At 54.4% G+C, this 12898-nt stretch carries 10 protein-coding genes; 6 read left to right on the top strand and 4 right to left on the bottom strand.

Translation table 11 applies throughout. From position 1 onward, the window contains the following. Positions 1-3: 3 nt before the first annotated feature. From ssuD to ssuE, 3 genes are read right to left on the bottom strand one after another with little or no spacing between them, the layout of a single operon-like run. Positions 4-1149: an FMNH2-dependent alkanesulfonate monooxygenase gene (ssuD, locus tag HA41_RS06710; protein WP_094120120.1), complete on the bottom strand. Its 1146-nt coding sequence runs from the start codon at positions 1147-1149 to the stop codon at positions 4-6. Positions 1150-1160: 11 nt separating this feature from the next. Further along, positions 1161-2114 (bottom strand): sulfonate ABC transporter substrate-binding protein, encoded by a 954-nt coding sequence (locus HA41_RS06705; protein WP_094120119.1) that lies wholly within the window; start codon positions 2112-2114, stop codon positions 1161-1163. Positions 2115-2126: 12 nt separating this feature from the next. After that, a complete protein-coding gene (gene ssuE, locus HA41_RS06700; RefSeq protein ID WP_094120118.1) occupies positions 2127-2678 on the bottom strand; it encodes an NADPH-dependent FMN reductase in 552 nt (183 codons plus the stop codon). Between the two features lie 749 nt (positions 2679-3427). Here ssuE and HA41_RS06695 point away from each other — a divergent pair. The 4 genes from HA41_RS06695 to HA41_RS06680 all read left to right on the top strand — a co-directional run bounded on the left by HA41_RS06695 (position 3428) and on the right by HA41_RS06680 (position 7634). Then, positions 3428-4408, top strand: a complete 981-nt coding sequence (locus tag HA41_RS06695) for a glycosyltransferase family 2 protein (protein ID WP_094120117.1) — start codon at positions 3428-3430, stop codon at positions 4406-4408. Between the two features lie 83 nt (positions 4409-4491). Then, the gene (locus HA41_RS06690) at positions 4492-5793 is read left to right on the top strand and encodes a flippase (RefSeq protein WP_094120116.1); all 1302 of its coding nucleotides are present in this window, start codon (positions 4492-4494) and stop codon (positions 5791-5793) included. A gap of 134 nt (positions 5794-5927) precedes the next feature. Next, entirely contained in the window at positions 5928-6938 is a 1011-nt protein-coding gene (pyrD, locus tag HA41_RS06685; RefSeq protein WP_094120115.1) for a quinone-dependent dihydroorotate dehydrogenase, read from the top strand. A gap of 153 nt (positions 6939-7091) precedes the next feature. Then, positions 7092-7634, top strand: a complete 543-nt coding sequence (locus tag HA41_RS06680) for a cell division protein ZapC (RefSeq protein WP_094120114.1) — start codon at positions 7092-7094, stop codon at positions 7632-7634. Positions 7635-7636: 2 nt separating this feature from the next. Here HA41_RS06680 and HA41_RS06675 read toward each other — a convergent pair whose 3' ends face one another. Next, a complete protein-coding gene (locus HA41_RS06675) occupies positions 7637-8746 on the bottom strand; it encodes a YcbX family protein (RefSeq protein WP_094120113.1) in 1110 nt (369 codons plus the stop codon). Positions 8747-8856: 110 nt separating this feature from the next. Here HA41_RS06675 and rlmKL point away from each other — a divergent pair, with 110 nt between their 5' ends. Together rlmKL and HA41_RS06665 are read left to right on the top strand one after the other, a co-directional pair. After that, complete coding sequence (rlmKL, locus tag HA41_RS06670) at positions 8857-10971, top strand: bifunctional 23S rRNA (guanine(2069)-N(7))-methyltransferase RlmK/23S rRNA (guanine(2445)-N(2))-methyltransferase RlmL (protein WP_094120112.1); 2115 nt, start codon at positions 8857-8859, stop codon at positions 10969-10971. 6 nt (positions 10972-10977) lie between these two features. Further along, entirely contained in the window at positions 10978-12897 is a 1920-nt protein-coding gene (locus tag HA41_RS06665) for an ABC transporter ATP-binding protein (protein ID WP_094120111.1), read from the top strand. Position 12898 lies beyond the last annotated feature (1 nt).

The following is a 12898-nucleotide window of genomic DNA, read 5'->3' as shown; positions in this document are numbered from 1 at the left end:
TCCTCAGCCCCGGGCGACTTTTTTCTCAGGGGTAAAATCGTTGGCAACCGCTTCACCGTGCGCCTGAACGACGCGCGGCTGTGGCACCAGCGGAACCTGCAGATCGAGATGCGGGAACAGCAGTTCACCGACGCGATAGGCCTCTTCCAGATGCGGATAGCCCGACAAAATGAAGGTTTCAATCCCCAGCGCTTCATACTCTTTGATGCGCGCCGCTACCGTGGGTCCGTCACCCACCAGTGCGGTTCCTGCGCCACTGCGCACCAGACCGACACCGGCCCACAGGTTCGGGCTGATCTCCAGCTTGTCGCGCCGTCCGCCGTGTAGCGCCGCCATCCGGCGCTGACCGACAGAATCGGCCCGCTGAAAGGCAGCCTGCGCTTTAGCGATGGTGGCATCGTCCACGTTGGCGATCAGTTTGTCGGCCGCCTGCCAGGCTTCTTCATTGGTTTCACGTACGATCACGTGCAGACGAATACCGAAACGTACCGACCGGCCCTGGGCCGCCGCTTTCGCACGGACCTGGTCGATTTTCTCTTTCACCAGAGCCGGTGGTTCACCCCAGGTAAGATAGACATCGACCTGTTCAGCTGCCAGATCCTGAGCCGGTTCAGATGAGCCACCAAACCACAACGGCGGACGCGGTTGCTGTACCGGTTTAAACATCAGGCGGGCACCGCGCACCTTAACGTGCTTGCCTTCGTAATCGACCGTTTCGCCCTCCAGCACCCGACGCCATACGCGGGTAAATTCAGCTGACTCGGCGTAGCGCTCACGGTGATCGAGGAACACCCCGTCGCCCGCCAGCTCTTCCGGATCGCCGCCGGTGACCAGATTAAACAGCGCGCGACCGTTGGATAAGCGATCCAGCGTCGCCGCCTGACGCGCCGCCTGGGTCGGTGAAATCACGCCCGGACGCAGCGCGACCAGAAAACGCAGCCGCTGGGTGACCGGAATCAGTGAGGCGGCAACCAGCCAGGCATCCTCGCAGGAGCGGCCGGTCGGGATCAGCACGCCGCCAAAACCAAGACGGTCAGCCGCCTGTGCGACCTGTTGCAGATACGCGTGATCCACCGGGCGTGCACCTTCTGCAGTGCCAAGATAGTGACCGTCGCCATGCGTCGGCAGAAACCAGAATATGGATACCATTTTTTTGCTCCTTATTGCGTCACGGTAGGGGATTGCCAGATGCGATCGCGAATCGATAGTTTCACTGGCAGCAGATGATTGGCATAGAACAGGTCAGCGGTATGCTGTTGTGCATCCGCGGTTTTGTCGCTAACCGGCGTAATGGTGGTGGGCGGTCGATGGCTGAGATAGCTGGCAATCACCGGCTCGGGTAAACCTATCGCCTGCGCTAACAGCGTAATACTCTGCGGGCGCTGGCTGCGGGTCAGCGCATCGGCGGCGCTAAAGGTATCCAGCACCTGCTGAATAAAAGCACCGTGTGCCTCGGCATAGCTGCGGGTGGCCAAATAGAACGACCCGGTCAGATTGAGTTTGCTGCCATCCACCAGCACCCGGGAGTTGCCCTGTAACAGCACCGACGAGTAGTAGGGATCCCAGATCGCCCAGGCATCGACATTTCCCTGCTGGAATGCGGCACGCGCATCAGCCGGTGTCAGATAAACGGGGGTGATGTCTTTGAAACTCAGTCCTGCCTGTTGCAGGGCGCGTAGCAACAAATTGTGCGAGCTGGAGCCTTTCTGAAAGGCGACTTTCTTGCCTTTCAGATCCGCGACCTGTTTCAGCGCGCTGGTTTTCGGGACCAGAATCACTTCCGCCTGCGGCTTTGGCGGTTCAGCACCGACATAGAGCAGGTCCGCGCCAGCCGCCTGGGCGAACAGCGGCGGAAGATCGCCGGTGCTGCCGAGATCAATACTGTTCACATTCAGCGCTTCCAGCATCTGTGGACCCGCCGGAAACTCTATCCACTGAATTTTGGTGTGTGGAAAACGCTTCTCTAACAGCTGATGCGATTTCGCCAGCACCATACTGACTGAACCCTTTTGATACCCGATGCGAATCTGTGCCGGATCGGGCTGCGCGGCCTGCACCTGCAGGCCAGCCAGTAATAAGCCTGCCGTCAGCCATTTTGTTAATGTCAGTTTCATACATCTGCTCCTTTATACGGCGTGTGCAACGGGATGGTGGTGACGGGTCAGTGCCAGCCAGAACGCGGCTACTGCATCATCAAGGCGCTGCGCCAGTGAATCCTGCAGTTGCGGCTGACGGTCGTAGTGCTGAATCTGGTGATCTTCGGCATAGACACCGTGCAGAACTTCCTGTGCTTTCAGCGCGTTAAGTACCGGCTTTAAGGCGTAGTCGAGCGCCAGCATATGACCGGCGCTGCCGCCGCTGGCCAGGGGCAGCACGACTTTATGCTCCAGCGCGCGCTCCGGCAGCAGGTCGAGCAGGGTTTTCAGCGCGCCGGAAAAAGAGGCTTTATAAATCGGCGTCGCCACGATCAGGCCATCGGCGGCGGCCAGATCGTCCTGTAAGGCCAGCAGCGCTGGTGCATCGAAGCGTGCATTGATCAGATCGTCAGGCTGGAAGTTATGAATATTCCACGGAATGACTTCGATACCCCGTGCTTCCAGTTTGTGCTGACACAGCGTCAGTAATGAGGTTGAGCGTGAGGGAAACCGTGGGCTACCTGCCAGCGTAATAACTCGCATTGTCACTCCTTATAACTAAAAGTTATTGATTATCTAATGTTGAGAACTTATGCCTTCATACTGTCAGAGCCGCGAGAGGGGCTTAAATGATTTATCTGGCAAACTAAGGGTGAAAACTGCAAATAGGCGGGCAGGGTGATAAGCGGCGTCTGAACCGGTTCCGATAATTCTTAAATTTCCCCTAATCCGGACAATCACTCATTAAAAGCGATGATGCGAGATTGCAAAATTAGCGAACCGCCGCGGTTAAATCATCCAGCGGCTGATTGCTTAAACATTCTTATTATGGTTAAGCAGTGATTAAACGGGGCGGGAAAAGAAGAAAGGGAAAAAAACGATATAAAATCAAACCCTCTGTCGGTGTCACACGGGAAAATGTTCGGATTAATTGCAGAAACGTTAGTGAAACGAAAAGAATGGAATGATGAAGATATTCACGGTTTCAGGTATTCGCTTACACTTTCCCGATTCTGGTTACCGCGACTTTTTGCCGGCAATTTAAATCAAACCTCAACCGTTTTAACATCGCACCGCGCTATAGATGCAACTTATTTAACAGTGATAGCCATCTGAACACTTCAACCGGTTTTTCCCGACTGGTCTTTATCGGCTTAACCGGTTTAAGATAATCAGGCTCAATGTAAGCAGCCCTAATAACACACTATTCTTTTTCGACGCTTCGCCTCTGGTCATGACCTGCATCAGGCAGGTGAATCGTATTGTCATTTTCTAACAGCAGAGAAATGCCTATGTCTGACATCCTGTTATCGGTGATTATTCCGACTTACAATGTTGAAAAATATATTGTCGAGTGCGTTGATTCATTATTACGCCAGGTGAAAGCGCCCAATGAAATAATCATTGTGAATGATGGATCAACCGATGGCACGCTGGCCCTGATTGAACAGAATTATGCGCACCTTTCTCAGGTAAAAGTGATCACCATTGAAAATGGGGGGCTGGGTAATGCCCGCGATACCGGTATCGCGCTGGCACAGGGCGAGTTCCTTTTCTTCTGTGATCCGGATGATGTGGTGGTTGACGGGCTGGTGGCAGAACTGGCAACCGTAGCAGAAAAACATCCTCAGACCGACCTGTTCTGCTTTAATTCCTGCGTCTATGAAGATGGGCATATCGAGATCACCTCACCCAAAGTAAAACACGATCAGTTTGGTTTGCAGTCTCCGCAGGAAGTCTTTATGCGCCTGCTGCGTAACGGCAGCTACACCTCGGCAGTCTGGAACTATGCGATCAAAAAAAGCGTTATAGAGCAGCATAAATTACGTTTCGTTCGCCGGATTCATGAAGACCACAATTTTACGCTGTCGGTATTTATGAAATGCCAGCAGGCGTGGGTCAGCCGTCAGGTTTATTATAAGCAGCGCATTCGTAGCGGTTCGCTCACTAACAGTACCAAAGGTGATGAGTTTTTCTTTCAGCGTTATGACGCCTTCATGCATGCCTACAATACGCTGAGCAGTTCACAGGCTAAATCAGAATGGCGTAGTACACTGGAAAAAGCCTATTTAACCCATTCTTTCCGCCTGATGATCTATTTATCACTGTATAACCAGACGCCGGTACCAGAATATGTGCGCAATGCGATTCGTTTTATGGGGCGTGGCGTAAAAACCCAGAATTTTAAAGAGTGGTTGCTATTTAATCAGCCGGATCTGTTTATTGCATTACAGCGATACAAAGTGAAAAAGGAAATTAACCGCGCAGCCTGATTCTGAAAAGCGTGTAGCGATATTGTTTATGCCTTAGCGAAATGAGAAGGTGAGACATGCAATGTGTATAAGGTTGTTGCGACATGGCAAAAGTACTTGATAAAAGTCTGATAGTTAATATTTTCTCACTGCTGGCGTACCGCGGCGCCTCGTTTCTGTTTCCGCTGGCAACGTTGCCCTATCTGGCCCGTATTCTGGGTGTTGAGCAGATGGGGACCCTGGCACTGGCCATTGCTTGTGTGCTCTATTGCAGCACCATCTCGGACTGGGGATTCAATGTCTTTACTACCAAAGATATTGCCCACCATCGTGATGACAAAGCGCGGGTCAGCCAGCTGTTCTGGTCAACCTTTAATGCCAAACTGATGCTGCTGGTGCTCACCAGTGGCACACTGCTGACGGCCACCTGGTTTAACCCGTCGTGGCATCCGCTATTCTTTATTATCCTCGCCAACTGCACCACGCTGATCGGCTCGTTGTTCTCCTTCGGCTGGCTGATGCAGGGATTTGAGAAGCTCGGTAAAACGGCGGTGATCGCCACCTTTGGTAACTTCTGTGCGATCCCGCTGACGTTTCTGCTGGTCAAAACCCCTGATGATACCTGGCTGGCTGCCCTGATCCCGGGTGCGGTTTCGATTATCAGCGCCGCCATCACGCTGAAATTTGTGCTGGAGATGAAGGTCATTGGCCGCTACCGCTTTGAGCCACGCGAAATCAAACAGCGCATCACCGACAGCATGGATGTGTTTATCGCCATTGCCGGTGCCAACCTGTTTAACAGCGTCAATGTGGTGATCCTCGCGTCATTTACCTCGCACTATATGGTGGGGATTTACAACGGGGCGGATCGCCTGCGTAAAGCGGCCAATTCGGTGCCGGAACAGATCGGTAGCGCCTTTTTTCCGCGCGTCAGCCATCTGTTCGGGCGCGATAAGCGTGCCGCGATTGCCGCGACGCGCAAAAGTTTGCTGCTCTCTTTCTCTCTCAGCCTGGCGATCGTGATATTTACCTGGCTGTTTGCCGATCAGGTCGTGTCGCTGTTGCTGGGCAAAGCCTTTATGCCGTCGGCTGACGTGCTGCGGGTGTTCGTAATTTGCTTTCTGTTCGGCAATATCTCTTATCCGGCGGGCTTACAGATCCTGATCCCGCACGGCCTGGCGCGCCAGCGTATGATGGTGATGATGGCGGCTGGGGTGATTAACGTGCCGCTCTGCTGTCTTCTGGCCTGGCAATATGGCGCGATTGGCGCAGCCTGGTCGATGGTACTGGCGGAAGCCTTCGTCTGTATTGGCATTTTTGGCATCATGCTGCGTCGCGGTATTCTGCGCGAATACCTTTTTCCAGCTCACGCCCCAATCAGCCCCGTAAACGATTCCGCGGGGTAAGATCAACTCCGGTTCAGATACTTTCCCGCATCCCCGACGTTCGATTTACTTTTGCGCCAGAGCACTTTACCATTCTGGCGCACATTTTCCCGTGCACCGACTTTCACGATTGCTTCCGTCCTTCAGGAGAGTGCATGTTTTATCCTATCGTCCGACCGGCGCTGTTTAAACTCGACCCCGAACGTGCGCACGAACTCACCTTTCAGCAACTGCGTTTTATGAGCGGCACGCCGCTGGAAGTGTTATTCCGCCAGAATCTGCCGTCACGCCCGGTAACCTGCATGGGATTAACCTTTAAAAATGCCCTCGGCCTGGCGGCAGGTCTGGATAAAAATGGCGAATGCATTGATGCGTTTGGCGCGATGGGGTTCGGCTTTGTAGAAGTTGGCACCGTCACGCCGCGCGCCCAGCCGGGCAACGACAAACCGCGGATGTTTCGTTTAGTCGAAGCGGGCGGCATTATTAACCGCATGGGGTTTAATAATCTCGGCGTCGATCACCTGGTTGAAAACGTGAAAAAAGCGCGTTTCAACGGCGTGTTGGGGATCAATATTGGCAAAAATAAAGATACGCCGGTCGAGCAGGGCAAAGAGGATTATCTGATCTGTATGGAGAAGGTCTATGCCCATGCCGGTTATATCGCCATCAATATCTCCTCACCGAACACGCCAGGTTTACGTTCACTGCAATATGGCGAAGCACTCGACGATCTGCTGGCCTCAATCAAACAAAAACAAAAAGAGCTGGAACAGCGTCACTTGAAATATGTGCCGGTGGCAGTAAAAATTGCGCCCGATCTTTCTGAAGATGAGTTAATTCAGGTTGCGGACAGTTTAGTCCGACACCAGATAGATGGCGTGATTGCCACCAATACCACCCTGGATCGTTCCCTGGTCAGTGGCCTTAAATATGCGGAAGAAGCGGGGGGGCTGAGCGGCCGCCCGGTCCAGTCGCGCAGCACCGTGGTGATTCAGCGCCTGTCTCAGGAGCTGAAAGGTCAGCTGCCGATCATTGGCGTTGGCGGGATTGATTCACTGACAGCGGCACGTGAAAAGATCGCTGCGGGTGCGACGCTGGTCCAGATTTATTCAGGCTTTATTTATCAGGGACCCGGATTAATTAAAGATATCGTCACTTATCTCTAAGACATTTCTTACTATCACAGGCCGGGGGGTTTATTTATCCTTCCGGCTCGTTTATATTTTGGCCTGTTGCACGAATTTTCAGCTTTTCCTTACGTTTCATTTTTCGCTGAATTCTGCGTGATTTCTGGCGCAGCGGTAAATACAGGGCACACTATGAAAATCAAACCTGATGATAACTGGCGTTGGTATTTTGACGCCAGCCACGACCGAATGATGCTCGACCTGGCTGACGGTATGCTTTTTCGTTCCCGTTATTCCCGCAAAATGCTTACCCCGGACGCGTTTAATCAATCCGGCTTTTGTGTTGATGACGCTGCGCTCTTTTTCACCTTTGAAGAGACCTGTCGCCAGTGTAAGTTGAGCAGCCAGCACCGCGCAGAACTGGTGTTAAACGCACTGGTGGCGTCGCGATTTCTGAAACCGCTGATGCCGAAGAGCTGGCATTTTTCCTCTTATGCGCCCGCCATGCGGCCAGGCGTAGGTGAAATGGTGCAGGTGACACTGGCGGAAAATGGCGAGCAGGCGCGTCTGCTGGTGGTTGAAAACGGTGATAACGCCGCGCTTTGCCTGCTGGCACAGCCCGGCCTGACGCTGGCGGGAAAAGCGATGGTGCTCGGCGATGCCATCAAAGTGATGAACGACCGCCTGCAACCTTACTGTCAGGATATTATTCCGCGCTACGCTCGCGCAGTCTGACTTCAGTTCAGTTCCACATCGCCAGCCGGGATACAGCTGCAACTTAACAGGGTGCCATCCTGACGAATGGCGCTTTGCTTCAGCGCCTTAACCTCGCCCGCTATCAGACTGAGTTTACAACTGCCGCATAAACCCGCCCGACAGGAGTAGGGGATGCGAAAACCCTGCATCTCCAGCTGCTCCAGCAAGACCTGCTGATTATCGCCGGTAAAGGTCTGGCCCTGAAACGTAATCTTCACCGCCGAGGGCGCCTGTTGCTGTGGCTTCAGCGTTTCAACCACCGCGCCGGTACCGTAGACGCGCGGCGTGTGACGTTTAATGACGGTGACGTTATCGCCTGCCCGCACCACGCCCGGGTTGCGGGCAATTAAATTCAGGCCAAAATCGACATCGCCGCTGCCATCCTGTGCGCTGCGAAAGCGCTGCAATGTTGCCAGCGGCTGGCCTGCTGGATGTTTATGCCCGGTTTCCGGACTGACGGTGGTGAACACGCAGCGGCTGCAGGGTTTGGTAACTTCAAAAACCACGTCGCCAATCCGCAGTTCTGCCCAGCTGTCTTCTTCCCAGGCTGCGGGACCGCTGATCACCAGGTTCGGGCGAAACTGTTCCATGCGCACGCTGGCCGGGCAGCGCTGCTGCAAATCCTGTAACGATGCACTGTTCACCAGTAAAAAGGGATAACCATCAGCAAAGCTGAGCGGGACCGATTCAAAATGTCTGACCCGTCGGCCAGGTTGCGGGCCGACCCAGCGCAGTTGTACCTCGCGCGGAAAGAACTGGCTTAGCCACTGATTGATCGCCTCGGGGGCGATACACGCGGTGAAATGATTGCCCCAGACCTCGGTCGGATGTTCCTGCTGGCTGAAATCACTGAAGCGGATGGGGATATGCGTGCCGTCCGGCGCCTGCAGCAGCAGGCCATCAGGTAACAGAACCGGCGTAAAACGGACCATCTCCGGATACTGCCGCGCGGTAATAAAGGTTCCATCAGGTTCCGTCACCATAAACAGGCGATCAAACGCCAGTCCGCTGTCGGACACCTGCGCATGTGACAGTTGCAGTCCCCGCATTGATTTCACAGGATGAATAAATAAGCGGGAAAGCGTAATCATGGTGTTCTCCTTGAACCCGACGCGCACGACAAAAGTAGCTAACTTTATGACATAGGTCTGCGATTCGCTATAATGCGCGACAATTTTCTCAAGAGTTAAAAAGTGACGATATGAATTCTCTGTTTGCCAGCACGGCGCGTGGGCTCGAAGAGCTGTTAAAAAGTGAGCTGGACGCGCTGGGCGCGCAGGATTTGCAAGTGGTGCAGGGCGGCGTCCACTACCAGGCCGATGAGCGCGTCATGTACCAAAGCCTGATGTGGAGCCGTTTAGCCTCACGTATCCTGCTGCCGCTGGGAGAGTTTGGCGTCTACAGCGATCTGGATCTCTATCTCGGCGTGCAAAGCGTTGACTGGCCGACAATGTTCGGCAGCGACAAAACCTTTGTGGTGCACTTCAGCGGCACCAATGATTCGATTCGCAACAGCCAGTTCGGCGCCCTGAAAGTTAAAGACGCCATTGTCGATAGCTTCACCCGTCAGAATCTGGCGCGTCCGAATGTGGATCGCGAGCAGGCGGACATCCGCATTAACGTCTGGCTGAATGACGATCGTGCCAGCATTGCGCTGGATCTCAGCGGCAGCGCGCTGCATCAGCGCGGCTACCGTCAGCAGACCGGTCAGGCGCCACTGAAAGAGAACCTGGCTGCGGCGATTGTGCTGCGCTCTGGCTGGCAGCCGACCACACCGCTGATCGATCCGATGTGTGGTTCAGGCACGCTGCTGATTGAAGCAGCACTGATCGCCTGCGATCGTGCGCCTGGCCTGTTGCGTAAGCACTGGGGCTTCACGGCGTGGAGCCAGTTCAACGCTGCGCTGTGGCAGGAAGTGAAAACCGAGGCGCAGAACCGCGCCCGTAACGGCACGGCGGCAACCCAGGCGCGCTTCTTCGGCTATGACAATAATGGTCGGGTGCTGGAGTGGGCGCAGGCCAATGCCCGTCGTGCTGGCGTGTTCGAGCTCTTTACCTTCGCTCAGCAGGATTTGCTGAAGCTGACCAACCCGGTCGATCCACTGATCCACGGCACGGTACTGAGCAACCCGCCATACGGTGAACGTCTGGAGAGCGAGCCGGCGCTGATTGCGCTGCACAGCCAGCTCGGACGTTTGATGAAGCTGCACTTTGGCGGCTGGAATCTGTCGCTGTTCAGCGCTTCACCTGAGCTGCTTAGCTGTCTGCAACTGCGTGCCGATCGCCAGTTTAAAGCGAAAAATGGCCCGCTGGACTGCGTACAGAAAAATTATCAGCTGTCGGTCAACAGCGGTGAAAGCGCCGGGCAGATCGCTGAAGATTATGCCAATCGTCTGCGCAAAAACCTGAAGAAGCTGGATAAGTGGGCGCGTCAGGAAGGCATTGAGTGCTACCGCATTTATGATGCCGATCTGCCAGATTATAACGTCGCAGTCGATCGCTACGCCGACTGGGTGATTATTCAGGAATATGCACCGCCGAAAACCATCGATCCAAATAAAGCGCGTCAGCGCCTGTTCGATGTGATCAGCGCCACGCTGACCGTGCTCGAACTGCCCGCCGACCGTCTGATTCTGAAAACGCGTGAACGCCAGAAAGGTAAAGCGCAGTATCAGAAGCTGGGCGAGAAGGGCGACTATTTTGAAGTGAAAGAGTTTAATGCGCGCTTCTGGGTCAATCTGACCGATTATCTCGACACCGGTCTGTTCCTTGATCACCGTATTGCGCGCAAAATGCTGGGTCAGATGAGTCAGGGGAAAGATTTCCTCAACCTGTTTGCTTACACCGGCACCGCCAGCGTCCATGCCGGTCTTGGCGGCGCGCGCTCCACCACCACGGTGGATATGTCGCGGACCTATCTGGAGTGGGCGGAACGCAATTTACGGCTAAATGGCCTGACCGGACGGCAGCACCGCCTGATGCAGGCAGATTGCCTGAGCTGGCTGAATGAAAGTGATGAGAATTTTGATCTGATCTTTATCGATCCGCCAACCTTCTCAAACTCAAAAAGAATGGAAGAGAGCTTCGACGTCCAGCGCGATCACATGATGCTGATGCGCAACCTGAAGCGCCTGCTGCGCCGCGGGGGCACCATTATGTTCTCCAACAACAAACGGGGTTTCAAAATGGATATGGAGGGTCTGAAGGCGTTGGGTCTGCAGGCGCAGGACATTACCCAGAAAACGCAGTCGCAGGACTTCGCGCGTAACCGTCAAATTCACAACTGCTGGCTGATCACTCACGTCGGTAAGGAATAAGTTTACATGTCATTAATCAGTATCCACGGCGCCTATCTCTCCTTCAGCGATGCGCCGCTGTTAGACAATACCGAACTGCACATCGAAGAGAACGAACGCGTCTGTCTGGTAGGCCGTAACGGTGCCGGTAAATCGACCCTGATGAAGATCATTAATGGCGAACAACCGCTGGATGATGGTCGCATCGTCTATGAAACCGATTTAGTTGTTGCGCGTCTGCAGCAGGACCCGCCACGCAATATTACCGGTTCCGTTTATGACTTTGTCGCCGAAGGTGTGGAAGAACAGGCCGAGCACCTCAAGGCTTATCACGCCATTTCCCATGTGGTGATGGAGGACCCCAGCGATAAAAACCTCAATGAGATGGCGCGTCTGCAAAGCATTCTCGACCACCAGAATTTGTGGCAGCTGGAAAGCCGCATCAATGATGTGCTGGAACAGATTGGTCTGCAGCCTGATACCGAACTCTCTTCGCTGTCGGGCGGCTGGCTGCGTAAAGCGGCGCTGGGCCGTGCGCTGGTCAGCAATCCGCGCGTATTGATGCTGGATGAGCCAACCAACCACCTCGATATCGAAACCATCGACTGGCTGGAAACGTTTCTGAAGAACTTCAGCGGCAGCATTGTGTTTATCTCGCATGACCGTTCATTTATTCGCAACATGGCGACGCGAATTGTCGATCTCGACCGCGGCAAGCTGGTTTCCTGGCCAGGCAATTATGATCAGTATCTGGAAGGGAAAGAGGAAGCACTGCGGGTTGAAGAGATGCAGAACGCGGAATTTGACCGCAAGCTGGCGCAGGAAGAGGTCTGGATCCGCCAGGGTATCAAAGCGCGTCGTACCCGTAACGAAGGCCGTGTGCGTGCGCTGAAAGCGCTGCGTCGTGAACGTTCCGAACGTCGCGAAGTGATGGGCAAAGCCAATATGCAGGTGGGCGAAGCCTCCCGTTCCGGCAAAATCGTGTTTGAGCTGGAAAACGTCGACTATGCGGTTGACGGCAAAGTGCTGGTGAAAGACTTCTCTTCCCAGGTGATGCGTGGCGATAAAATTGCCCTGATTGGCCCGAACGGCTGCGGTAAAACCACGTTGCTGCGCCTGATGCTGCAGCAGTTGCAAGCCGATCATGGCCGCGTGCATTCCGGCACCAGGCTGGAGGTGGCTTACTTCGACCAGCACCGCGCCGAACTCGATCCGGATCGCACCGTCATGGATAACCTGGCGGAAGGTAAACAGGAAGTACTGGTCAACGGCAAGCCACGCCATGTGCTGGGTTACCTGCAGGACTTCCTGTTCCATCCGAAACGCGCCATGACGCCGGTACGCGCCTTGTCCGGTGGTGAGCGTAACCGTCTGTTGCTGGCACGTCTGTTCCTGCGTCCCAGTAACCTGATGATTCTTGATGAACCGACCAATGACCTCGACGTGGAAACGCTGGAGCTGCTGGAAGAGTTGATTGATGGCTATCAGGGCACCGTGCTGCTGGTGAGTCACGATCGTCAGTTTGTCGACAATACGGTAACCGAGTGCTGGATCTTTGAAGGCAACGGTGAGATTGGCACCTTCGTCGGTGGCTATCACGATGCCCAGCAACAGCGTGCGGCTTACAAGCAGCAGAAAGCGTCCGCGCCGGCGAAAACCGGCGGCAGTGTCGCAAAACCGGCGGCAGAGAAAAGTGATACTGCCAAACGTAGCGCCAACAAACTAAGCTATAACCTGGCGCGTGAGCTGGAACAGTTGCCGCAAAAGCTGGAACAGCTGGAAGCGCGCATTGGTGAATTGCAGGCGAAAATGAGTCATCCGGATTTCTTTAGCCAGGCGCATGACCAGACCCAACCGGTACTGGACAATCTGGCGCAGGCTGAGCAGGAACTGGAAACCGCTTTTGCGCGCTGGGAAGAACTTGAGTCAATGAAAAACGGCGCGTAGA

This window comes from Pantoea conspicua (genome assembly GCF_002095315.1).
In the GTDB taxonomy this organism is placed as follows: Bacteria; Pseudomonadota; Gammaproteobacteria; order Enterobacterales; family Enterobacteriaceae; genus Pantoea; species Pantoea conspicua.
The sequence above is the reverse complement of the archived record's forward strand: the minus strand, read 5'-3'. Positions and strand labels throughout refer to the sequence as shown.